Annotated in this window: 20 protein-coding genes; 1 reads left to right on the top strand and 19 read right to left on the bottom strand. The window is 40.6% G+C overall.

The genetic code is table 11. The features are described from left to right. Positions 1-23: 23 nt before the first annotated feature. From OCV43_RS05780 to OCV43_RS05705, 16 genes are all read right to left on the bottom strand, one after another. The gene (locus tag OCV43_RS05780; protein WP_262623623.1) at positions 24-2,639 is read right to left on the bottom strand and encodes a DNA translocase FtsK; all 2,616 of its coding nucleotides are present in this window, start codon (positions 2,637-2,639) and stop codon (positions 24-26) included. Between the two features lie 13 nt (positions 2,640-2,652). Continuing rightward, complete coding sequence (locus OCV43_RS05775) at positions 2,653-3,525, bottom strand: undecaprenyl-diphosphate phosphatase (protein ID WP_262623622.1); 873 nt, start codon at positions 3,523-3,525, stop codon at positions 2,653-2,655. A gap of 89 nt (positions 3,526-3,614) precedes the next feature. Further along, on the bottom strand, positions 3,615-4,442 hold the full coding sequence (locus OCV43_RS05770; protein ID WP_262623621.1) for a ClpP family protease: 828 nt from the start codon (positions 4,440-4,442) through the stop codon (positions 3,615-3,617). Positions 4,443-4,547: 105 nt separating this feature from the next. Then, complete coding sequence (glgA, locus tag OCV43_RS05765; RefSeq protein WP_262623620.1) at positions 4,548-6,005, bottom strand: glycogen synthase GlgA; 1,458 nt, start codon at positions 6,003-6,005, stop codon at positions 4,548-4,550. Positions 6,006-6,023: 18 nt separating this feature from the next. Continuing rightward, positions 6,024-7,307, bottom strand: a complete 1,284-nt coding sequence (locus OCV43_RS05760; RefSeq protein WP_118540653.1) for an O-acetylhomoserine aminocarboxypropyltransferase/cysteine synthase family protein — start codon at positions 7,305-7,307, stop codon at positions 6,024-6,026. Positions 7,308-7,397: 90 nt separating this feature from the next. Next, positions 7,398-8,126, bottom strand: a complete 729-nt coding sequence (locus OCV43_RS05755; RefSeq protein WP_118172601.1) for a YebC/PmpR family DNA-binding transcriptional regulator — start codon at positions 8,124-8,126, stop codon at positions 7,398-7,400. Between the two features lie 33 nt (positions 8,127-8,159). Beyond that, positions 8,160-9,068, bottom strand: a complete 909-nt coding sequence (locus tag OCV43_RS05750) for a hemolysin family protein (protein WP_022243777.1) — start codon at positions 9,066-9,068, stop codon at positions 8,160-8,162. A 66-nt stretch (positions 9,069-9,134) separates the two neighbouring features. Continuing rightward, on the bottom strand, positions 9,135-9,482 hold the full coding sequence (locus OCV43_RS05745) for a type II toxin-antitoxin system PemK/MazF family toxin (protein ID WP_022243776.1): 348 nt from the start codon (positions 9,480-9,482) through the stop codon (positions 9,135-9,137). Between the two features lie 64 nt (positions 9,483-9,546). Next, a complete protein-coding gene (gene alr / locus OCV43_RS05740) occupies positions 9,547-10,716 on the bottom strand; it encodes an alanine racemase (RefSeq protein WP_262623619.1) in 1,170 nt (389 codons plus the stop codon). Positions 10,717-10,737: 21 nt separating this feature from the next. Continuing rightward, positions 10,738-12,225 carry an NAD(P)H-hydrate dehydratase gene (locus tag OCV43_RS05735; RefSeq protein WP_227700112.1) on the bottom strand — a complete coding sequence of 496 codons (1,488 nt, stop codon included), beginning with the start codon at positions 12,223-12,225 and terminating at the stop codon, positions 10,738-10,740. A gap of 3 nt (positions 12,226-12,228) precedes the next feature. Continuing rightward, positions 12,229-12,882, bottom strand: a complete 654-nt coding sequence (locus OCV43_RS05730) for a hypothetical protein (RefSeq protein WP_022243773.1) — start codon at positions 12,880-12,882, stop codon at positions 12,229-12,231. An 11-nt stretch (positions 12,883-12,893) separates the two neighbouring features. Then, positions 12,894-13,544 carry a redox-sensing transcriptional repressor Rex gene (locus OCV43_RS05725; RefSeq protein ID WP_118172605.1) on the bottom strand — a complete coding sequence of 217 codons (651 nt, stop codon included), beginning with the start codon at positions 13,542-13,544 and terminating at the stop codon, positions 12,894-12,896. 77 nt (positions 13,545-13,621) lie between these two features. Next, positions 13,622-15,610 carry a ribosomal protection-like ABC-F family protein gene (abc-f, locus tag OCV43_RS05720; protein WP_262623618.1) on the bottom strand — a complete coding sequence of 663 codons (1,989 nt, stop codon included), beginning with the start codon at positions 15,608-15,610 and terminating at the stop codon, positions 13,622-13,624. Positions 15,611-15,724: 114 nt separating this feature from the next. Next, positions 15,725-16,933 (bottom strand): NADP-dependent isocitrate dehydrogenase, encoded by a 1,209-nt coding sequence (locus tag OCV43_RS05715; RefSeq protein WP_227709513.1) that lies wholly within the window; start codon positions 16,931-16,933, stop codon positions 15,725-15,727. 18 nt (positions 16,934-16,951) lie between these two features. After that, positions 16,952-17,611 (bottom strand): GntR family transcriptional regulator, encoded by a 660-nt coding sequence (locus OCV43_RS05710; RefSeq protein ID WP_262623617.1) that lies wholly within the window; start codon positions 17,609-17,611, stop codon positions 16,952-16,954. Positions 17,612-17,628: 17 nt separating this feature from the next. Continuing rightward, positions 17,629-19,011, bottom strand: coding sequence for an isopropylmalate/homocitrate/citramalate synthase (locus OCV43_RS05705; protein WP_022243768.1), 1,383 nt, complete (start codon positions 19,009-19,011; stop codon positions 17,629-17,631). A gap of 186 nt (positions 19,012-19,197) precedes the next feature. Between OCV43_RS05705 and OCV43_RS05700 the strand changes: the two genes are divergently transcribed. Continuing rightward, positions 19,198-19,401: an alpha/beta-type small acid-soluble spore protein gene (locus OCV43_RS05700; RefSeq protein ID WP_022243767.1), complete on the top strand. Its 204-nt coding sequence runs from the start codon at positions 19,198-19,200 to the stop codon at positions 19,399-19,401. 130 nt (positions 19,402-19,531) lie between these two features. Here the strand turns inward: OCV43_RS05700 and OCV43_RS05695 are convergent, their stop codons facing one another. From OCV43_RS05695 to OCV43_RS05685, 3 genes are all read right to left on the bottom strand, one after another. Further along, positions 19,532-21,598: a methyl-accepting chemotaxis protein gene (locus OCV43_RS05695; RefSeq protein WP_262623615.1), complete on the bottom strand. Its 2,067-nt coding sequence runs from the start codon at positions 21,596-21,598 to the stop codon at positions 19,532-19,534. A 141-nt stretch (positions 21,599-21,739) separates the two neighbouring features. Beyond that, positions 21,740-23,800 carry an ATP-dependent DNA helicase RecG gene (recG, locus tag OCV43_RS05690; RefSeq protein ID WP_262623614.1) on the bottom strand — a complete coding sequence of 687 codons (2,061 nt, stop codon included), beginning with the start codon at positions 23,798-23,800 and terminating at the stop codon, positions 21,740-21,742. A gap of 11 nt (positions 23,801-23,811) precedes the next feature. Beyond that, positions 23,812-25,488 (bottom strand): DAK2 domain-containing protein, encoded by a 1,677-nt coding sequence (locus tag OCV43_RS05685; RefSeq protein WP_262623613.1) that lies wholly within the window; start codon positions 25,486-25,488, stop codon positions 23,812-23,814. Between the last annotated feature and the right edge of the window lie 11 nt (positions 25,489-25,499).

Below are 25,499 nucleotides of genomic sequence, written 5' to 3'. Positions count from 1 at the left end.
GGATTGTATTCTATAAATCTTTCTTAATTACCCTCTTCAATAAATGCTTCCAGCTGTTCCGGAGACATTAACACCTGTCGCGGCTTGGTCCCTTCATCCGGTCCTACTACACCAGCTTCTTCCAGCTGATCCATAATTCTTGCCGCCCGGTTAAAACCAACTTTAAAATAACGCTGAATCATTCCAATGGAACCTTTATCTTTATCAATCAAAAGCTTTGCAGCATCCAAGAAATAAGCATCTCTGTCATTTCCATCACCAGATGCCGCATCAGCACCAGTGCTTGCGGATACAGAAATATTGTTCATCCGCTCTTCAATATCACTGCTGTAGCCTTCCCCCTCATTGTGTTCCTTTAAGAATTCAACCACATCTGATACCTCTTTATCGGATACAAACGCACCCTGTACACGAAGCGGTTTCTGTAAGCCCTGCGGATAATAAAGCATATCGCCTTTTCCTAAAAGCTTTTCCGCACCGTTCATATCAAGAATGGTTCTTGAATCCACACCGGACGTTACAGAAAATGCGATTCGGGATGGCATATTTGCTTTAATCAGTCCGGTAATGACATTTACGGAAGGACGCTGTGTTGCAATGACAAGATGGATTCCTGCGGCTCTTGCAAGCTGCGCCAACCGGCAGATAGCATCTTCCACATCCCCCGGTGCAACCATCATCAAATCCGCCAGCTCGTCCACAATAATTACAATCTGCGGCATCTTCTTTGGCTTATCCGGGTCATCAATATCTTTGATTCCTTCTATTTTCTGGTTATAGCCCTTCAGATCACGGACACCGTATTCTGCAAATTTCTGATAACGGTCTGTCATTTCAGCTACCGCCCAGTGCAATGCACCTGCCGCCTTCTTCGGATCTGTAACAACCGGAATGAACAGATGTGGGATTCCATTGTATACACTTAACTCAACCACCTTCGGGTCAATCATGATAAGCTTTACATCCTCCGGATCTGCCCGGTACAAAATACTCATAATAATTGTATTGATACAGACAGATTTACCGGAACCGGTAGCTCCTGCAATCAATAGATGCGGCATCTTTGCAATGTCTGCAATCATGACCTTTCCGGCAATATCTTTTCCGGCTGCAAAAGCAATCGGTGATTTATTGGCATGAAATTCCTCTGACTCTACTAGATCACGGAACATAACCGGAATACTTTCTTTATTCGGCACCTCGATACCAATGGCTGCTTTGCCCGGAATCGGTGCTTCAATCCGGATATCTGCCGCTGCAAGATTCATCTTAATATCATCAGATAAGTTTACAATCTTGCTAACCTTTACACCCATTTCCGGCTGGAATTCATATCTCGTTACTGCTGGTCCGCAGTTGATAGCCGTAATTGTAATATTAATTCCAAAATTCTTTAAGGTCTCTTTTAATTTTGCTGCTGTCTGATTCAGATAATCTCTGGTATCACCGGATGCACCGGCATTTCCCTTTTTCAGTAAATTCACCGGAGGGAATACATATCTGCCACCGGAATTTTCCTGTTTTACGATAGATTCTTCTACAGCCGCCACTTCATCTTCGATTTCCATCTTGTCCTGCTTCTTATTCTTCCTTGGCTTTTCTTCTTCCATTACAGGATGCGCCGGTTCTTTTGGCAGATTGCTTTCTGCCTTTTTCTCTGCAATTGGTTCCGGCTCAAACGCAGGTTCAGATGCAGGCTGAATGATCGGTTCTACCGGTTTTACCTCTGCTCTGTGTATCGTTGCCACCGGCTCATTCATCGTATGAATTACCGGCTGTTCCATTTTCTGGCTGCCGTTGGTTGCCGTAAGCACAACTTTATTTTCTTCCTGTACCACCGGCATATCTTCGATATCACTCAAAGTAATTTCATTAATATCATCTGATTTGACTTTCTTTTTATCCGGGGATGGTAATTTGGTATCCAATGCCACACCGCTTACCTTCTTTTCCATCCGTCGTCTTGCCTGCTCTTTTTCTCTTTCTTTCTCCCGCTCTTCCCGGCGTTCCTTTGCAGCATCCATACGACGGATTGCATCATCCTTTGCTGAATCGTAAATGACTTTTCCGCCTTTTTGCATGCCCTTCATAATAGAGCGTTCTGTAATCAGCACCAGCGATATTATCAAAACAATAATATCAATGACATAAGTACCCGGCACACCAAAATTCGGACACAGAAGCTGTTCTAATAATCCGCCGATAATACCGCCACCGGCTTTATTGTCAAAGCCATATTGGAACGCAGATATTGCTCCGGCTTCCTTGCTGCTGTCTGTTACCATCTGCACAAACAGGCATAAAAAGGATACAAATAATACCGCCGCTACAATTTTGACTGCTGCTACTTTATTTTCCCGGTTAGACACTGCGAACACCACTGCTAAAAAGAAACAGATTGGGAATACATATGCCATTAATCCAAATATTCCAAAGAAAAAGGAACTGACTCCGCTTCCGATTTTTCCGCCGATTCCAAAATTAGCAAGCAGCAAAACAATACAGACTGCCAGTGCAATCCAAAGAATCACTTCATTCCGGAAGGATTCCTGCTGTTCCCGCTGTTTTCTTGCCTTTGATGCTGTTGTTCCCATTGTTTTCTTCTTCTGAGTTGTCTTTTTTCTAGTTCCAGTTGCCATTTCAATCTCCCGTTTACATATAAAAATATCCTCCAATTGATACCAGTCCCATTATGAGACAGTAGATGGAAAATATCGTGAATTTCTTTTTGCGCACTACTACCAGCATGGTCTTAATGCAGATATAACCGACTACCGCTGCCACCAGCGTTCCAACTATGTAATTTAAAATATCTGCAGACTGTAATGCTGCAAATTCAACATCCTTAATCTCTACTACCAGTGCTCCAAGTATTGCCGGAATAGACATGATAAAAGAATATTTTACCGCAAATTTGCGGGTCATTCCGGTAGAAAGACATGCTGTGATTGTGGTTCCTGACCGCGATAAGCCTGGCATGGTTGCGATTCCCTGACTGATACCGATTAAAAATGCATTGGTATAAGTTACCTGCTTTGGTGTCTTGCCGCCATCCGGAATCCGGTCTGCAATAAATAAAAGCACTGCCGTAATAATCAGGCAGATTCCAGGAACCAGTAAAATCTGCTCTGCCGCAGACACCAGATCTTTCGCTGCAATTCCAATAATTCCGGTTGGAATCGTGGAAACAATGACAAGCATCACAAATTTCCGGTAACTATTATGCACGATTTTACGGTATGGTAAATCTTCTTTTGTTATCACACGTTTAAAAAAGGTTGCCACATTTACAAAAGAATCACCAATAATGGCAAAGCCTTCTTTAATCATGCGGAATATATCCTTATAATATACAATAAATACGGCAATCAGCGTTCCGATGTGAAGCAGAATATCAAAAAACATTCCGCCGGTTTCTATTTGAAAAAACTGTTTAAATATTGCCAGATGACCGGAACTGCTTACCGGCAGAAATTCGGTTAATCCCTGTATCAGACCTAATAAAACAGACTGTAATAATGACATAGCTGCCTCCTTGGTATCTCTCACTACAGTTACTTGTATAAAATTATCAACACTGTGCATTAGTATACCATATTTTGATGCGTTTGTCATTACAGGCATTCGTTTTTCTGTTCTCGTATAATCTCATGCAATTTATGAAGTGCCTGGTCGATTCCCCCCACTTCGTCAATCAGTCCTTCTTTTACTGCATCCGCTCCTACAAGAATGGTTCCAAGATCCTTTGTCAGCATGGCGGTATTCATCATGAGCTGCTCTAATCTTTTTTCATCCGCTCTGCTGTGAGATGCTATAAAATGAATAATCCGATTCTGCATCTGCTGGAAATAATCATAAGTTGGCGGTGCTCCGATTACTGTCCCGCTCATACGCACCGGATGGATGACCATGGTTCCCGATGGCACAATAAAAGAATAGTCCGTTGAAACCGCCAGCGGCACACCAATGGAATGACTTCCGCCTAAGACAAGGGACACTGTCGGTTTACTTAAGGAAGATAGCATTTCTGCAATGGCAAGTCCGGATTCCACATCACCGCCTACTGTATTCAAAAGCACAAGAACACCATCCACCTGATCAGAATCTTCTATTTCTGCAAGCTTCGGCAGTACATGCTCATATTTCGTTGTCTTGGTATTGGAAGAAAGACATTCATGACCTTCAATCTCACCAATCACCGATAATAAATGAATCTTCTGATGCCATCGGCTGTCAGATAAGGAAATCTGCCCGGATTCCCTGATCAGTTCTTGTTCGTCTAACTGTTCCTTTTTCGATTCATCTTTTTTCCGTTCTTTGTTTTCTGTTTTTTCTATTTTTGATTCTGTATTTTGTAATTCTGCATTTTTGTTTTCTGCATTTTTCAATTCCACATTTGGGACTTTTTTCTTTGGCAGCACTTTGTTTTCTTTCTGCTCCATATCAGATGCTCCCTTCTTTCTTTCTGGATTATTTCTCGCTACTCGCGAAAAAATAAGACAGGCAGTTTTACACTGTCTGTCTTATTATCTACATGATATTCTTTTTTATACCGGCCAGCCTTTTAAATAATTGTAAAGGTTCTCATAACGGCACTTAGAACTCTTCCAGGAGAAGTCTTTTGCCATGCCACGGTCAATAATCTGGTTCCACTGTTTCTTCTTGTCAAAGAAAATGTGTTTGGAATAATTAATGACAGAAAGCATTTCCTCCCCATTGTAATTACTGAATGAGAATCCGTCTCCGGTATTCTCATATTCATTATATGGAATAACAGTATCTTTTAATCCACCAGTCTCGCGGACGATTGGCACTGTTCCGTAGCGGAATGAAATAAGCTGTGTCAGTCCACATGGCTCAAACCGGGATGGCATTAAGAAGGCATCGGCAGATGCATATAACTTATGTGCCAGGTCATCGGAGTAACAGATATTTGCAGATACACGATCCGGATATTTCCATGCATAATAACGGAACATGTTCTCATACTGGCCTTCACCGGTTCCAATTACTACAAGCTGTGTAAAGTCATCTACAATACGGTCGATAACGAAGTTAATCAAATCTAAACCCTTCTGGTCTGTCAGACGCGAAATAAGACCAATCATATATTTCTTCTTATCTACGGTCAGTCCTAAGTCTTCCTGCAATTTCAGCTTGTTATTGACTTTCTTCTTGCGGAATGACTCAGCATCATAGTTACAGTAAATCTTATTATCTGTTGCCGGGTTGTAAACCTGATAATCGATACCGTTTACAATTCCCTGCATATCATAATGACGGGCGGAAAGCAGACCATTTAAACCTTCCCCATAATATTCTGTCTGAATCTCATTGGCATAAGAATCACTGACTGTGGTAATGTAGTCTGCATAAACCAGACCACCCTTTAACATATTAGCATCTTTCTTATATTCCAGCTTATCCGGTGTAAAAAGTGATGCCGGAAGTCCGGTTAACCCCTGCATGGTCTTAATATCCCATACACCCTGGAATTTTAAGTTATGAATAGTCATAACAGATTTCATACCCCAGAAGAACATATCTCCCTGAAACTCGTTTTTCAGATATACCGGAATGAGACCTGTTTCCCAGTCATGACAATGGATAATATCCGGCTGGAAGCCGATAACAGGAAGCATAGATAATACTGCCTTATCAAAGAAACAGAATTTTTCGATATCCTGTCTGATATTTCCATAAGGTGAAAAACAGTCAAAATACTCTTTATTATCAATAAAGTAATATGTAATTCCATCTAATTCATATTTTAATACGCCCACATATTTGCTTGGGATATAAGAACCTGTTCCCATGTAAAAATGTGTTACATATTCAAACTGGCTCCGGAAATGTTCCGGTATACAACTATAGTTTGGAATTACCACACGAATATCCCAATACTGAGGGTCAAATTCCTTTGGCAGTGCACCACACACGTCCGCAAGCCCTCCGGTTTTAATAAATGGTACACATTCTGATGCTGCAAATAGAATTTTCTTCATTTTGCTACCCCTTTCTGCTTATACATTCTCCAATGCCTGTTCCAGGTCTGCAATGATGTCTTTTACATTTTCTGTTCCAACGGAAAGCCGGATTAAATCCGGTGCTACACCTGCTTCAATTAACTGCTCATCTGTCATCTGACGATGTGTATGGCTGGCAGGATGCAGGACACAGGTTCTGGAATCTGCTACATGTGTTACAATTGCAGCTAATTTCAGATGATCCATAAAGGATACGGATACTTCCCTACCACCCTTTAAGCCAAATGCAATAACACCACAGGTGCCATTTGGCATATATTTTTCTGCCAGTGCATGATATTTGTTATCCCTTAAGCCCGGATAATCTACCCATGCCACTTTATCATTTGCATTTAAATATTCTGCTACTTTCTGGGCATTTTCACAATGTCTTGGCACTCTTAAATGTAAAGTTTCCAGCCCGACATTCAGTAAGAAAGAATTCATTGGGGATGGAATGGAACCAAGGTCACGCATAAGCTGTGCTGTTGCTTTTTCGATATAAGCCAGCTTACCAAATTTCTGAGTGTATATAATTCCATGATAGGATTCATCCGGCTGTGTCAGCCCCGGATATTTATCCTTATATTTTTCCCAATCAAAATTACCACTGTCAACGATACATCCACCCACTGCCATGGCATGTCCGTCCATATACTTGGTAGTAGAATGAGTTACGATATCTGCTCCCCATTCAAAAGGTCTGCAGTTAATCGGTGTTGCAAATGTATTATCTACGATAAGTGGTACCCCATGTGCATGGGCAACATGTGCAAACTTCTCAATATCAAGTACTACAAGGGATGGATTAGATAAAGTCTCCGCAATCACCGCCTTGGTATTTGGTAAAAATGCCGCTGAAAGCTCTTCTTCCGATGCATCCGGATCCACAAAGGTACAGGAAATTCCCTGTTTCTTAAGTGTGGTTCCCAGCAGATTAAAGGTTCCACCATATAAGGAGCTGGATGCCACAATATGGTCTCCTGCTTCACAGATATTAAATACTGCAAAATAGTTGGCTGCCTGTCCGGATGAGGTCAGCATTGCTGCTATACCACCCTCTAAATCTGCAATCTTTGCAGCTACTGCATCATTGGTCGGATTCTGAAGTCTCGTATAAAAATATCCGGCTTCCTCTAAATCAAATAACCGTCCCATCTGGTCACTGGTATCATACTTAAATGTAGTGCTCTGGTAAATCGGTAATACTCTCGGTTCCCCCTTGGTTGGTTTCCAGCCAGACTGAATACATTTTGTCTCAATCTGATAATTCTCTTCCATCTTTCCTTCTCCTTTATACCATATGTAATATATTATTAGAAAATACCTGCATCTATCTATCATTGTCTCTGATAAATGCAGGTATCAGTTTTATTCCTCCCAGTTGTGATATACTTCCTGTACATCATCATCTTCATCCAGAAGATCTAGGATTCTCTGGATATTGGTAATATCTTTCTCGTCTGTTAAAGAAACATAAGTCTGAGGAATCATGGTAACCTCAGCACTTGCCATTGGAATATTTTCTGCTTCCAAAGCTTCACGTACTGCACTGAAATCATCCGGTGCTGTAATTACTTCAAAGCTGTCTTCCTCTTCTGAGAAATCCTCTGCTCCGGCATCCAATGCCATCATCATCAAATCGTCTGCATCCATATTGCAGTCTTCCTTGGCAATGATAATCTGACCCTTCTGGTCAAAAAGGTAAGATACACAACCCTGTGTTCCGATATTTCCCTGTCCCTTTGTAAATGCATTCCTTACATTTGCAGCGGTACGGTTCTTGTTATCGGTTAATGCGTCTACAATAATTGCAGTTCCGCTTGGACCGTATCCTTCATAAGTAACCTGTACATAATTTACGGAATCACCGTCTCCGGCTGCTTTTTTAATACCACGCTCGATGGTATCGTTTGGCATATTATTCGCCTTTGCTTTTGCAATTACGTCTCTTAATTTACTGTTGTTAGCAGGGTCTGCTCCACCCTCTTTTACCGCAATTGCAATTTCACGTCCTATAATTGTAAATATTTTTCCTTTTGCCGCATCATTTTTCTCTTTCTTATGTTTGATATTGGCAAACTTGGAATGTCCTGACATAATAAATCCTCTTTTCTATCCATATTTCGTGTATTATTCTACCATTTTTTCATCCTGCTGACAAGTCGCAGTGTCAGACTCGGCAGATTCTGACCTTTCTGGAACAACATGTACATATTTTATCATCTTATCTTCCACGGAAAGTACTTCGAAAATATAGCCTTTGTATTTTACTTCAAAGACTTCGTGCTCCGATGGAATTTTATCAATAAGCGAAATCAGAAGACCATTTAAGGTGTCATAATCCTCATCTTCAAAATCAAGATTCAGCGCTTCCCCTACTTCCTCTAACGGTGTCATTCCATTCATTACAAATGTTCCGTCCGGTTTCTTCTCTATATAGGTATCTTCCTCATCATGTTCATCTAAAATATTTCCGACGATTTCCTCTAAGATATCCTCCATGGTGACCAGTCCGGCTGTCTGACCATATTCATCCACAACAATTACCATATGCTCTTTTGCCGACTGCATCTCCTGAAACAATGCATTGATGTTGCGTGTCTCCGGTATGAAATCCACCGGACGGATTAACCCGTCAATTTCCTTAATCGGCTTCTTTAAAAGCTCCGGTTGTCTGCTGTAGGATAAGGTCTCTTTGATATGTAATACTCCGATAATATTGTCTATGGTATCAGAGTATACCGGCATTCTCGAATAATGGCTGTCTATCACCAGAGTGATTACATCTTCAAAAATGTCATTTCCATCCAGTGCAGAAATATTTTTACGGTGTGTCATAATATCACCGGCTTCTTTATCACCAAATTCAAAGATATTATGTATCATCTCCGCTTCATTTTCCCGAAGGACTCCCTGCTCATGGCCTTCATTTACCATGGAAATAATTTCTTCCTCTGTTACATCCTCGGAATCTTTGAATGGAAGTTTATGAAAAATTTTTTTAAAAAATCCTGTATTCGGACTCCCTCCGTCATCCATTTTTGAATACTCTCCTTTTTATACATATTTCTGAAAAATATAACATTTTAGGCAAAAATAGTCAAGTTATGTATATAATTCCAGACTAATCTTCAGTGCTTTGTCGATTTTCGACAGAATTTTTCCATCCAGATGACACACCTTATCTTTTAATCGTGTCTTGTCAATGGTACGAAGCTGTTCCAATAAAATAACCGAATCTTTTACAATGTCATATTCATGACAGGACAGCTCCACATGGGTCGGCAGCTTCGCTTTATTCATCTGTGATGTGATTGCGGCACAGATAACCGTAGGACTGTGCCGGTTTCCTACATCATTCTGTATAATCAGAACCGGTCTGATTCCGCCCTGTTCCGAGCCTACTACCGGTCTTAAATCCGCATAATAGATATCTCCTCGTCTGATAATCATAATATACACTCCATAGAATAGGTTTTACTGAAAGTATTACCAATTTTATCGAGTGTATACTGTTCTAATCCTGAAAATAATCTTTCTGTTCTACTTCTTTGTTGTTTTCGAAATAGATTCTTGGAATACGTTTACCAAGACAGCAGACAAATTCATAATTGAATCTGCCGGATAAATCCCCGATTTCTTCCGCTGTAATGATTTCATCGCCGTCTCTGCCAAGAAGTGTTACCTCTGTTCCAACGACAACATCCGGCACATCAGTAACATCCACCATAAACTGATCCATGCAGACTCTGCCAAGAATCGGTACTCTTTTTCCCTGAATCAGTACAGAACCTTTGTTAGATAAAGTTCTCGGATAACCGTCTCCATAACCGACCGGAATCGTTGCCACCTTCGTCTCTCTGGTTGTGGTATAGGTTCCACCATAGCTGATTTCCCTTCCAGCCGGCAGTGTCTTTACATAAGAAACATGACTCTTTAATTCCATTAACGGGTGCATTGGCAGTCTGTCTTTTTGCACTTCATCCGATGGCCAGAGTCCGTATAATGTAATTCCCGCTCTTACAATGTCCATATTTGCTTCCGGCAAATCAATAATTCCTGCACTGTTTGAACAGTGTGCATGATGGAAAATAACGCCTTCTTCTTTGCACATTGCAATCATTTTCTGAAACAGTTCAAGCTGCTTATGGGCACCCGTTTTGTCTTTTTCATCTGCCCTTGCAAAGTGGGTAAAAATCCCCTCCATTATTATATGTGGCAGCTTACTGATTTGCGCTATCTCTCCTGCATTTTCTTTTTCCACCTGATAACCAATCCGGCTCATTCCAGTATCCACTGCAATGTGAATTGCCACATCCTGATTTTTCTTTGTTGCAGCTTCAGAAAGTGCAACTGCCATATCATACGTAAATACGGCAGGCTCTAATTTCTGTTCTACAATAATATCATATTCATCCGGGAATGCAAAACCAAGAATCAGAATCGGCTTCTTAATTCCATGATTTCTTAAAATTACGCCTTCTTCCACTGTGGCCACACAGAAGCCATGGAGATACGGAAGCGGTTCTAATACACGGGCAAGTTCCGTTGCACCATGTCCGTATCCATCTGTTTTAATTACCGCAAACATGCTGGTATCTTTCTTTAAAAGCCGGTGCATTGCCTCCATATTCTCAATGGCCGCATCCAGATTCACGCTGGCATATACCCTGCTATATCTTTTCATTTCATTCACCTCAAATTATTATTATGACAACACATCGGATAATCCGTTTATAATTTCGCCTGCAGTCAGTCCATGCTTTGAAACTGTTTTGCTCCGTTCATCTGCTGCCGCCGCATGTACATATACCCCAAGCGGTGCCGCCTGCTCTGCAGATAAGCCCTGCGCCATCAGACTTCCAATAATTCCGCTCAGTACATCACCACTTCCCGCAGTAGCCATTCCGCTGTTACCGTTCCGGTTAATAAATGTTTTCCCATAAGGAATTGCCGTTACCGTTCTGCTGTCTTTCAAAACACAGATTACATTATATTCCCTTGCGAAATCTTCCGCAACCTGCTCAATATTTTCTTTGATATAGGAAACGGCAAGCTGTTTTAACCGGGACATTTCCCCCAGATGTGGCGTTAATACCAGTTCTGTATGCGGGCGAAGAAGCTGTTCGGTCTGCTCTGCTATGATATTTAATGCATCGGCATCTACTACCATTGGTACTGCCGCATTCTTAAGTACCGTCTTTACAATACTGTGTGCCACATCACTTTTGCCAATTCCAGGTCCTAAAATAATAACATCTGCCCAGGACAGACATTCTATCAGTTGCTGTGTATCAGCCTTTTTTGCAGAATAGGTAGTAAGAATTGCCTCCGGCACTGCTGTCTGTAAGATAATACGGTTTTCTTCCGGTGTATATATTCTCACCAGACCACAGCCACTGCGATAAGCTGCCTTTGCTGCAAGAACCGCCGCACCTGCCATATTCACGCTTCCGGCAACCAGAAGGACTTTTCCAAAGGTTCCCTTGTTCGAATCAGCAGCACGATTATTTAAAAAATTTAAATCTTCCTTTGTGATTGCATAAGCTGCAGGTCTTTTATCTAACCAGCTTTCTTCTCCAATTCCGATATCCTTAACCGTAATATTTCCGCAGTATTCTGCACCAGGAAATAACACCATTCCGGTCTTGCAGTAAGCAAAGGTTACAGTATCATCTGCTTTGAATGCACCACCTAATACAGCTCCATTATCTGCCGAGACACCGGATGGTATATCCACTGCCAGCCTGTGGGCACTGCTCTGGTTTAGCCGTTCCATCAAATGCACCAGTTCATCATCTAATTTTCGTGATAATCCTATACCAAATAACGCATCAATAATCAGGCTGTAGGAATTTGCATCCTCCATTTCATCAATAAATGGTACACCATATGATGCCAAGATTTCATACTGTTCTTTTGCCTGCTTTGAAAAATGCGTTTTATTTCCATAGAGATATACTTCAACCGGAATGTGGGATAAGTATAACAATCTTGCAATTGCCATACCATCGCCGCCGTTATTTCCGGTTCCACACACTACCAGCACGCGGTTACATGAAATTTCTTTTTCCTGTATTACTTCTATCGCAGAAAGTGCTGCCCGCTCCATTAGAACCATGGATGGCACTTTAAAATGTTCGATTGTATTGGTATCACATGTTTTCATTTCCCGGGAATTTACAAGATATTCCATAAATTAATTCCTTTCGTCCGCATTTTCCACCGCTTTTTTTCCCTGCAGTCGGTCTTCATCTTCCTGCCGCAGATCAAATATATTTAAAATATCCACACCAAAAATATCATGCATATAAGAATAAATCTGCCGGTTGTTGATTTCACGATTCTGTTTTTTGATGATATTTTTCTTAAGTTCTACCCTTACCTTATCAATCCAGGCCGTAATTTCATCTGCTTCTTTGCTGTTCTGTCTTAGTCTCTCATAGCAATAACGCATGCTTTCTAACATAAGTTCCTGATTTGCACTGTTTATATTTCGTGGAAGTTCAATTAATTCATCCTCAATTTCTTCCATTTTGACATTGACTTCATCAATCAGTCTCTTGTCTTCATCTAATTTTCTGGAAGAAATATCCCCCTCATTTTCCTCATGAGTTCCTTCCATGTTGACAACAATGCTTTTCATCAACCGATTCTTTGTCTTTTTCAGTTCTTTCAAATCATTATTAAGCTTTCCCTGCTGTTCTAACAACTGATTTACCTTTTCTTCCAGCTGCTTGATTTCACTGGTTTTTCCACTTAAAGCAAAAAGCCTGTGCCATTTCTGATCCAATACAAGTATTGGTACTTTTCTGCTTTCTAATGCTTCCAGAAATTCCTTGTCATCTTTCATGCAAAACACCTCTATTCCAGCGTTTCCTTTTCCCTTTTGTTCTTTGTCATATTATAGGATAACTGCATCAGGCTGTCTGATAAATGTACATTTTCCACTACAACATTTTCATCCAACACTTCCAGATCCACATGGGCAAAATTCCAGATTGCATGTACACCAAGGCTTACCAGCTGGTTTGCCACAGCATCTGCCTTTTCTTTCGGCATAGTCAGTGTAGCAATATCTACCTTATGTGTCTTTACAAATTCTTCCAGTTTATCAATCATTTCGATTTTATTGCCACGAATGGATTTTCCGCATAACTCCGGATTCACGTCAAACAATCCTACTATGACGAAACCGAGTTTTTCAAACTTCACATAATTAGCAAGCGCCTGTCCTAAGTTACCAGCTCCAATAATAATAATATTATGCTGTTCATTTAATCCCATAATCTTTCCGATTTCTTCATACAGAAATTGTACATTGTAACCATATCCCTGCTGTCCAAAACCACCAAAATTATTTAAATCCTGTCTGATCTGCGATGCGGTCACTTTCATTCTTGCACTCAGTTCATTCGATGAAATACGTTCTACCCCTTCATCTAAAAGTTCCCCCAGATATCGGTAATATCTTGGCATTCTACGAATTACTGCCTGTGATATTTCTTTGCTCATTCTGCCAGTTCCTCCTGCTCTCAATACCCTACAATAATTATAGTTTCTTGCCGAAAGGATGTCAATGTGTTACAACTTTAACAATCTTTCTGTAAACTTAATTCTTCCCATTTTGCATAGAGTTCTTCCAGCGCTGCCTCTTCCTGCATCTGCTCCTCATGGATTTTGTTTAATTCATAGGAATTTGATGCTACCTCCGGCTTTGACAGTTCATCATTTAATGCTTCTATCTTTGCCTCTCTCTTAGCAATTTCATCTTCTGTACGCTTTAATTCATTTTCCAGCTTACGTTTTGCTGCCTGCTGTTTCTTCATTTCTTCCCAGCTTAACTTCTGTTTTCCTCCGCCGGATATCTGCTCTGTTCCATTTTTTTCTCCAGTTCCATCAGAAACAATGACATTTCCTTTTGCTGCTGAATTGTCTGCACGATCCTGTGTGGCTGTGCCAAACGCCGCTAACTCCTGAACTTCCTTTTTCTCCAGATAATAATCATAATTTCCAATATAATTTAGAATTGTTTCATTCTTTAAATCAAGAATTCTGCTGGCAGTTTTATTAATAAAATAACGGTCATGGGATACATAAAGCACCGTTCCGGTATAGGAATTGATGGCTGACTCTAAAATTTCCTTTGACATAATATCAAGGTGGTTGGTCGGCTCGTCTAAAATTAAGAAGTTCGCATTGGATAACATCAGTTTTGCCAGTGAAACACGACCTCTTTCTCCACCACTGATATCACGAATCCGCTTAAACACATCATCATCCGTAAATAAAAATGCCGCTAACACATTTCGAATCTTCGTTGCCTTCAGATTCGGATAAGCATCTGCAATTTCATCAAATAACGTCTTATCCGGGTCTAAGTTCTGATGCTCCTGATCGTAATATCCGATTTCCACATTGCTTCCAAGCTTTATCTCCCCGGCATCTGCGTCTACAATTCCATTGATAATCTTTAAAATGGTGGTTTTCCCGGTACCGTTATTTCCGATTAAGGCAACTTTTTCCCCTCGCTTAATCTGAAAATCAATGTTTGAAAACAGTTTATGCTCATAAGATTTTGAAAGTCCTTTCACCGAAAGTACATCATTTCCACTGGTAATTTCCGGCTCCAATGTAATATGCATATCTGTTTTTTCATCGATTGGCTTCTCAATACGTTCTATTTTATCCAATGCCTTCTCACGGCTTTCCGCACGCTTAATGGACTTTTCCCGGTTAAAGGATTTTAACTTGGATATTACTTCTTCCTGGTGCTTGATTTCCCGCTGCTGGTTATAATACTGTCGCAAAAGACTTTCCCGCTGTATTTCCTTCTGCCTCGCATATGCGGTATAATTTCCCGGAAATACCGTTGCCGTATGGCGGGATATTTCCACTACCTTCGTAACAATCCGGTCTAAGAAATAACGGTCATGGGCTACGATAATTACGGCTCCTTTATAATTCAAAAGATAGTTTTCAAGCCATGCAATCGATGCCATATCAAGGTGATTGGTCGGCTCGTCGAGCATGATAATGTCAGGCTTGGTTACCAGAAGTCTGCCTAATGCAACTCTGGTCTTCTGTCCTCCGGATAACTCTGACATTTTCTTTCCGAAATCATTTTCCGAAAAACCAAGTCCCTTTAACACACCGTTTATCTCACTGCGAAAAGTCAGTCCGCCCTCTAATTCAAAGGCATGGCTGAAACGGTTATACTGCTCCATATATTTTTCTAATTCATCTGCGCTTACATGCTGCATGTCTTCTTCCATTTTACGAAGCTTTTCTTCTTTTTCGATTAATGCATCGCAGGCATGAAGCACTTCATTATAAATGGTCTCGTTGCTGTCTTTATCCTGATATTGGGCAAGATAACCGATGGTTTTTCCTTTTGCAACGGTTACCTCGCCACTGTCCGGTGCCAGCTCTCCCACTATAATTTTCAATAACGTAGATTTGCCGGCACCATTGATGCCGACAATTGCTGTTTTCTCATTATCTTCTACATGAAAAGAAACATTCTGTATTATGGTGTCTGTCCCAAAGGATTTACTGATATTCTGACAGGCTAAAATCATGGAAGTCTCCTCACTTTTTCTCTTCACCCCATAAGTAAAGCATTCTTTACAAGGGCTTTTTATAGCTGAAAATTCCGGGACGGCACACTATTCTGCCCTCCCGGAGTATAAAATTTATAACATTTTCTCTAATGTAGCACGGATTGCCTTGATAAAGTCTTCACTGTTTAATACAGTCGGATTTTCAATTGTAGTAATCAGTGCAAGGTCTTTGGTCATCTTTCCGGATTCAATCGTATCTACACAGGCTTTTTCCAGTTTATCGGCAAATGTGCTTAACTCCTGGTTGCCATCTAATTCACCTCTCTTACGGAGTGCTCCGGTCCATGCAAAAATAGTTGCTACGGAGTTGGTGGATGTTTCTTCTCCCTTGAGGTGTTTATAATAGTGACGCTGAACTGTTCCGTGTGCAGCTTCATATTCATAATATCCTGCCGGTGATACCAGTACGGAAGTCATCATGGCAAGGGAACCAAATGCAGATGATACCATATCACTCATAACATCTCCATCATAGTTCTTACATGCCCAGATAAAGCCGCCCTCTGCTTTCATCACACGGGCTACCGCATCATCGATTAAGGTATAGAAGTAGGTAATTCCTGCTTCTTCGAATTTTTCTTTATATTCTGCATCAAAGATTTCCTGGAAAATATCTTTGAAAGTATGGTCATATTTTTTGGAAATGGTATCCTTGGTTGCAAACCATAAATCCTGTCTGGTAGAAAGTGCATAGCTAAAGCAGCTTCTTGCAAAGCTTTCGATAGAATCATTTAAGTTATGCTGTCCCTGGACAACACCTGCTCCGGTAAAGTTATGAATCAGCTCTCTTGTTTCTGTTCCGTCCTCTGCTGTATAAACCAGTTCACATTTTCCCGGTCCCGGAATCTTCATTTCAGAAGCCTTGTATACATCACCGTAAGCATGTCTTGCAATGGTAATCGGTTTCTTCCAGTTCTTAACACATGGCTCAATTCCCTTTACAACGATTGGTGCACGGAATACCGTTCCATCTAACATTGCACGGATAGTTCCATTCGGACTCTTCCACATTTCCTTTAAGTTGTACTCCGTCATACGTGCTGCATTTGGTGTAATGGTAGCACATTTTACTGCAACACCGTATTTCTTTGTTGCATTTGCAGAATCTACAGTTACCTGATCATCCGTTTCATTACGATGTTCAAGACCCAGGTCATAATATTCTGTGTTCAAATCAATAAATGGTAATAACAGTTCATCCTTAATTATTTTCCAAAGGATTCTTGTCATTTCGTCTCCGTCCATTTCAACCAAAGGGGTAGTCATTTTAATTTTGTCCATCTTTCTATCCTCCATTTACTATTTCAGCAGATTGTCCCAGCCATAATTATCCATATTTTCAATAGTATTTAACATATGACTTGTCGCAAGCAGTTCTGCTTCTTTTGCATTGCGCTGCTTCAATGCTTCTACAATCTTTTTATGTTCATCATTTGATTTTACCACACGATCCGGCATTGACAAAGTGATTTTTCGAACTCTTTCCACATAATGATGAAATGCAGACAATTCATGCTTTAACATTTTGCTTCCGGAAGCTTCATAAAGCACCTCATGAAACTTATTATCCAGCTCCAATATCTGTGCATAATTTTTCTTCTTAGCATGAAATTCCACCAGAAAAATGTTTTCTTCCAGTTCTGCTATCTGATCCTTGGTAATTCTGTCTGCCGCCCACTTTGTGCAAAGTCCCTCCAGCCGTGCACGGATTTCATAGATATCTTTTACATCTTCTTTCGTAATTCCCTCTACGAATGCTCCGCGGTTTGGAATGATTCTGACAAGGCCTTCCAGTTCAAGCTGCCTTAAGGCTTCTCTTACCGGCGTACGGCTGACACCAAGTTCATCACCCAGGTTTTTTTCTTTCAATTCTTCATCGCACTTGTATTTTCCGGATAAAATATTTTCACGAATCGTATGAAATACTCTTCCGCTTAAAGAATATCCTTCTTCACCCACGATAAAGCCTCCTTAATTTATAATACAATTCCGAGTTTTTTACAACAGTCAGTTATCTGTACTACAAGTTCGTTATCTGTAATTACAGTTACACGTCCCTCATCATACTGCTCGTCTACCCATTGTTTGATGGTCTTTACCAGTTCCGAATTCTTATCTACTTTGCGGTCATCACTGAGACGGTAATAGGTATTAATCCAGTGTGCAATTCCAGCAAGTCCTGATGTATTGGAAACAGATACCAGTGCCGGACGATTTAAGAATTTTTCGGTATCAAAAATGTTATAAATTTCTTCATTTTTCAAAAGTCCGTCTGCATGGATACCTGCTCTTGTAACGTTAAAATTACTTCCGACAAACGGTGTACGGCTTGGAACCTTATAATTCAATTCCTTCTCATAATATTCTGCCAGTTCTGTGATAACTCTGGTATCCATTCCATCCAGGGTACCCTTTAACTGCGCATATTCAAATACCATTGCTTCCAGAGGTGTGTTACCGGTTCTCTCACCAATACCAAATAAGGAACAGTTTACGCCGGATGCACCGTAAAGCCATGCTGTGGTCGAGTTATTGACTGCTTTATAGAAATCATTGTGTCCATGCCATTCAATCAATTCAGAAGGAACTCCTGCATGTGTGGTAAGTCCGTAAATGATACCCGGTACACTTCGCGGAATTACTGCTCCCGGGAAGTTTACACCATATCCCATGGTATCGCAGGCACGAATCTTAATCGGAATATTGTATTCTTTCATTAACTTCATCAGCTCTAAGCAGAACGGAATTACAAATCCGTAAATATCAGAACGTGTAATATCCTCCAAATGACATCTTGGACTGATTCCAGTCTCTAAGCATTCACGAATCACACTTAAGTAAAGATTCATAACTTCGCTTCTGGTCATTTTCATTTTATAGAAAATATGATAATCGGAGCAGCTTACCAAAATACCGGTTTCACGCAGTCCCAAATCTTTTACAAGCTGGAAATCCTGTTTGCTGGCACGGATCCAGCTGGTGACTTCCGGGAATTTATAACCACGCTCTAAGCATTTATATACGGCATCACGATCCTTCTTGCTATATAAGAAGAACTCGCTCTGACGAATTTTACCCTTTGGTCCGCCTAATTTATGTAAGTAATCATAGATGGTTACAATCTGTTCTGTGGTATATGGTGCTCTTGACTGCTGACCATCACGGAATGTTGTATCAGTAATCCAGATATCCTCCGGCATATTATGCGGAACGATTCTGTCATTAAATGCAATTTTCGGAATTTCCTCATATGGAAAAAGATTGCGGAATACATTTGGTTCCTCAACATCTACAAGCTGATAAAAATGCTCTTCCAACTGTAATAGATTAGTTTTTTCATTCATAACGACTTCTCTCATGGAACACACTCCTTTTGATTCACAAATATTCTTGAATAATTGTATACAATTATACTTGTATGTGTCAAGAGCTTTTTCAAGATTATTCCAAAAAAGTGAATATTTATTAGTATTATCCTTTTTTATCGGTAGATAATAGTATTGTAACCATTCGGTTATATACAAATGCTAAGGAGGAAATTTACTATGTCTAATCGTTCGAAAAAATCTTCTGTTCCAGAAGCACAAAGTGCATTAAACCGTTTCAAATTCGAAGTTGCAAGTGAGTTAGGTGTACCACTGTCTGAGGGATATAATGGGGATTTAACTTCCCGTCAGAATGGTTCCGTAGGCGGTTATATGGTAAAGAAAATGATTGAGGCGCAGGAAAAGCAGATGGCTGAACGTTAACGCATCTTTTTCATTGCACGCTTAGATGTCAGAAGAGGCTGTCCACCGGAATCGGTGAACAGCCCCTTTCTCAGGTTCCCCCTTTTCTTTCTATATCATTTTTCTATCATGACACATGCAGTAACACTTATTACAATACGAATTTTCCGACAACCTCTTTTAATTCTCCGGCAATCTTTTCCTGCTGGGAAGACATTTCAGACACTTCTCCAACAACTGCAGATACTGAATTTACAGACTGCATAATCTGTCCACTATTATCCACTGTATTCTGGGAAGATTCCGCTACACTGGATACTGCCTGGCTGACTTCATGAATGATTGTCTCGATGTTTACTGCCATCTGGGCAATATCATTGGAAAATTTTTCGATTGCCTGGGCATCATCTCCATACTGCTGTGCTACATTGACAAAAGTATCGTAGTCCGGTGCAACCGTATCTGTCACGAAGTTTAACATAGACTGTGACTGTTCCACAATTCCGCTAAAGGCATGTTCTACTTCGCCAATTGTTTCTTTAATCTTATTAACTGCAGCTGTAGTCTCACCTGCCAGATTGCCAATTTCTCCGGCAACAACTGCAAATCCCTTTCCCTGTTCTCCTGCCCGGGCGGCCTCAATGGAAGCATTTAAGGACAGTAAGTTAATCTGATCTGCGATTTCAGAAATCACTTCTGCCAATGCGCCAATGGATTTTACAACATCTGCATTCTTAATACTCTCCTCCAGACCAGCTCTGTTCTGCGCTGCAAGCTTATTGGCAAGTTCATAAGCATTGCGGCTGGTATCTTCAATTCCATTTGCACGCTTCTTAATTTCTCCTGCCAGTTCCAGACTCTTTTCTGTCTCAGAAGCCAGCATATTAACAGAGGAATTCACTTCCTCTACCGCAGCATTTACTTCTTCCGTCGCTGCACTGGAAGATGTCATATCGGAATTAACCTGATTCATCAGTGACTCTATCATCTCATAATCCTTCTTTAATTCCTCTACCGAACGCTTCAGTTCAATGCTGGAATCACTCAGAAGTTTTGCATGACCACTGATTTTTGAAATCATGTCCTTATTATTTCCATACATTTCATTTAAAGACTGTCCCATTGCTCCTAGTTCATCACTGCGTCTGCTCTCAAGCGACTGTACTTTAAAGTTACCCTCTGCCAGCTGTACAGCAAAGTTCTTAACTCTATTAATCTGTCTGGAAACTGATTTTACCTGTGATAAAATCACAAGTATCATAATAATAAGAATCACTGCCGCAATGATTGCCAGCTTAATTCCAAGGCTGATAACCGGTGCATTCAGTTCTGAATTTTCAATCGCAATTCCAAGCTTCCAGTCCAGATCCGGAATTGTCTCATAATATACCGTATATCCGGTAATTCCTTCTGTAAAGCAGGCTTTTCCACTATCAGAATCTAACATTTTTGTTCCTACTTTAGCAAGAGAACTATTTTTAGAATCCGTTATTTTCTCATTCATGATTTTACCGGAATCCTGTGTATAAAGATAGGTTCCATCCGACGAAATCAGAAATGCTTTTCCTGTTTTTCCTACTGACATCTGGCTGACCAGATTCTGAATCTCATCCAGCGTAATATCAACAGTTACGCATCCCATATAAGTTCCATCTGCATTATACATCGGTGCAGAACAGTTTACCATATCACAGTCTAAAACCTCATCATGATATGCCTTTGTAAACTTTGGTTCTGTTTCACCATTCGAAACAATCTTGTAGAAATCCCTGCTTACATAATCATAAGAGGACTGGCTCCTGTCATAAGTCAGAATCGGCGTATCTCCATCCTTATATACATAAGGTCCTACAAAACGCTGTTTGGAGTCATACTTATTCGGTGCAAAATAAATTCCGGCACCATAAATAAAATCCTCCTCATAAATCATGGTATTTAAGAAATTAACATATGCCAGCAGTTCCTCATTTTCATAAGTAATCCCAACAATTCCAGCCATATGTTTTGCAAGGCTTGCCGCAGACTGCATCTGTGACTCTACCTCTGTCTTCTCGTTTTCCAGACTCAGCGTCATTTCCTTCCCAATCTCATCGTCAATAATCTGCTTACTGGAAAATACACTGACTGCCCCTAATACAGCCATACCAAGAATCAGTACCGGGAGCATTGCACTTAACATTTTCGTGCTAATTTTCTTCCCTTTTTTCTTCTTAGCCATAAAAATATATCCCCCGCTTTCACTAAATTGTAATTTTGTACTTATTGTATCAACATTTAGGCAATTTAGCAATAAAAACGAGGGATTTTGCGTTAATTTTCGTAAATATTTCACAAATTGTTTCTTATTTTTCGAAACTTTCTAAATATTTGTGCTATATTCTGTCATTTTATACGCATTTTTCAGTGTTGTTTCAAGTCTCATGTCTTTTTCGCAATCGTTTAAGTTACACTTTTCGACATATTCTTTTGCTTCTTCGGATGCAATAGAAAGCATATCGGCATCCGAAAAGACATCTGCAATTTTAAATTCCATCAAACCACTCTGACGTACCCCGAAGAAATCTCCTGGTCCACGCATTTTCAAATCTTCACTGGCAATATAGAATCCATCATTAGAGCCCGCCAGAATATTCAATCTCTCTTTGGCATTCTTTCCATTGGAAGAATTCATAAGAATACAATAGGATTGTGCATTTCCTCTTCCGACACGTCCCCGCAGCTGATGGAGCTGTGCCAGCCCGAAACGCTGTGCATCCTCAATCATCATAACGGTGGCATTCGGCACATTTACACCTACTTCCACTACCGTTGTAGAAACCAGAACCTGGATTTCACCAGTGACAAAGGCTTCCATTACTTTATTCTTCTCTGCCGGGCGCATTTTTCCATGAAGTAATCCTACGCTGATTCTGTCTCCATAATATTGTTCTAATTTCTTTACATATGAAGTAACATCCTGCAATTCCAATTCCTCATTTGCTTCTACCAGAGGACAGATGATATATGCCTGATGTCCTTTTTGAACTTCATCTAAAATAAAATTCCAGGATTTCTCCCGCATTTTTGGTCCGACGACACAATTTTTGACCGGAAGACGTTCTGCCGGAAGTTCATCTACTACCGAGATGTCCAGATCTCCGTAAAGAATTATTGCAAGGGTCCGCGGAATCGGAGTCGCACTCATAACCAGTACATGTGGCAGCCGGCTGCTCTTATCTGCCAGTGTCTCCCTCTGTCTTACCCCGAAACGATGCTGTTCATCCGTTACTACCAGCGCCAGCTTCTGATAAAGTGCCTTTTCCTGTATCAATGCATGGGTTCCAATTATCATGGCATTCTGTTCTGTTTCCATTCTCGCATATGCTTCACGTTTTTCCTTTGTGGTCAACGAACCAGTAAGAAGAATAACAGGAAAGTCCAGTTCAAACATGGCAATCCATTTCTGAAAAGTGTCATAATGTTGTCTTGCCAGAACCTCAGTTGGTGCCATAATAGCAGTCTGATAACCTTCATGAGCAAATTTTGCCATAATTAGGAATGCAAGAATGGTCTTACCGGAGCCTACATCCCCCTGTATCAACCGCTGCATGGCATAAGGACTGTATATATCTTTTTCCAGATCTTCCAGTGTTTTCTTCTGGGCATTTGTCAGTGGAAACGGAAGCTGTTCTGCCACCACTTCAATAAATTCATCCCTTACTACCGGAAATCCATTCGGCGTCTGCTCATGATGTTCCTTAAACCGCTGTATCTGTAGCAGAAATAAGAAAAATTCGTCAAAAGCAAGACGTTTTCTTGCTCCGGTCAGTTCTTCTAAATCTGTTGGAAAATGCACTTTTTCCAATGCCTCTCTCAATCCCATAAACTGATGGCGGGCTAAGATTTCTTCCGGAATATATTCACCATCTTCTTTTACACTGTCAAGGGCTGTATGTACAAGTTTACCAAACTGCTTGCTGGATATTCCCTTAGTCAGAGAATATACCGGTTGCAGGGATATCTGCATTTTCCTGTATTCATCCGGCTTCCACACTGCCGGCTGTTCCATGACATATTTCTTATTTTTTAAGGTCAGCTTTCCATATAATATTACTTCCGGTTCCCGGTTCAGCTGATTACAGATATAGGGCATCCGAAACCAGACCGCCTCTACTTTCCCTGTTCCATCGCTAAACTGCGCAGTAGATATCTGCATGGCTCTGGTATTTCTCGTTACCGGAGAAGAACACAGCCGTACATGAAAAGCATAGACTTTCTCCGGCTCTGCCACACTGATATGCTCCGGCTCCGGCATCCGCTTATAATCCCTTGGAAAAGCAAGGAGTATATCCCCAACGGTATATACTCCAAGTTTTTGCAATATTTTTTCAGTTTTTGGTCCAACTCCATTCAATTCCTGAATGGGTGCATTTCTGTCCATAAACACTCCTGTTACTCTACTGATATTACATAATAGTAAATTGGCTGTCCGCCAAAGTGAATCTCCACTTCTACCTCCGGATACTTCTCTTCTAAAGCAGCACCTAATGCATTGGCATCTTCTTCTGTTACTTCTTCACCATAATAGATACAGATAATCGCAGATTCTTCATCTACCATCTCAGCAACCATATCTTCTGTAGTGCTCTTGATATCCTTACCAACAGCAAGGATGCTCTTGTCGCCAATTCCCATATAATCGCCCTGTTTAATCTCTTTGTCATCGATTACGGTATCACGGACTGCATAAGTTACCTGACCGGTCTTTACATTTTCTAATTCCTCGGTCATACGTTCTGCATTTTCCTCTGCCGACTGATCCGGAATAAAGTTAATCAGTGCTGTAATTCCCTGTGGAATTGTCTTGGTTGGAATAACAATAATCTTCTTATCTTCTACTAAAGATGCTGCCTGATTTGCAGCCAGTACAATATTCTTATTATTTGGAAGAATAAAGATGTTATCTGCATTCACATGGTCGATGGCATTTAACATATCCTCGGTACTTGGGTTCATGGTCTGACCACCTTCGATGATATAATCCACGCCAAGTCCGTTGAAGATTTCATTGACACCTGCACCTATGGATACGGAAATGAAGCCCATTTCTTTTCTTGGTTCCTCTGTCTTTTCTTCTTTGGTTTCTTCCTCTTTCTGCTCTTTTGCGAGTTTCTCAGCATCCTTGATTAGTTTTTCCTGATGCTCTTCACGCATATTATCAATCTTGATTTTGCTTAATGAACCATGTTTCAATGCTTCCTGGATGGCAAGACCAGGGTCATTGGTATGTACATGGGTTTTCACAATCTCATCATCTGCCACAACAACGATAGAATCACCAATGGACTCTAAGAAGTTTTTATATTCATGCTCCTGCTTCTCTGTTAATGGCTGATTTAATACAATGATAAATTCGGTACAATAACCAAACTTAATATCAGCTTCTGTCTCAGCAGTAATCTTCATAACACCTGCAGATGCTACAGAACCTTCAATGCTGTAATCAATTTCTTTGCCAATCAGGGAATCATAACCGCCCTTTAATACCTGAACCAGTCCCTGTCCGCCGGAATCTACTACGCCAGCCTGTTTTAATACAGGAAGCATATCCGGTGTCTTGCTTAACACATGGTCTGCTTCTTTAATAACTTCATCTACAAAGAATACAATATCATCAGTATCATCACAAAGTTCTAATGCTTTGTTGGCTGCCCCCTTAGCAACAGTAAGAATCGTTCCTTCCTTTGGTTTCATAACTGCCTTATATGCAGTCTCAACAGCCTTCTGCATAGCTTCTGTCAGAATCACTACATCAAGCTCATCATATTCTGCAATCACCTTGGTAAATCCACGGAATAACTGGGAAAGGATAACTCCTGAGTTTCCTCTTGCTCCTCTTAATGAACCCGAGGAAATTGCCTTTGCAAGTTCCTTCATGGTCGGATTTTCAAGCTCGCTTACTGCCTTTGCTGCTGACATAATTGTCATAGACATATTGGTTCCTGTATCTCCATCCGGTACAGGGAAAACATTCAGTTCATTAATCCACTCTTTTTTTGCTTCGAGATTCTTTGCTCCGGCCAAAAACATTTTAGCAAATACCGCAGCGTTTATTGTACTTACTTCCACTTCAACAGTTC

It is taken from the genome of Roseburia amylophila (assembly GCF_025567465.1).
Classification (GTDB): domain Bacteria; phylum Bacillota; class Clostridia; order Lachnospirales; family Lachnospiraceae; genus Roseburia_C; species Roseburia_C amylophila.
This window is presented reverse-complemented; position numbering and strand designations above follow the sequence as displayed.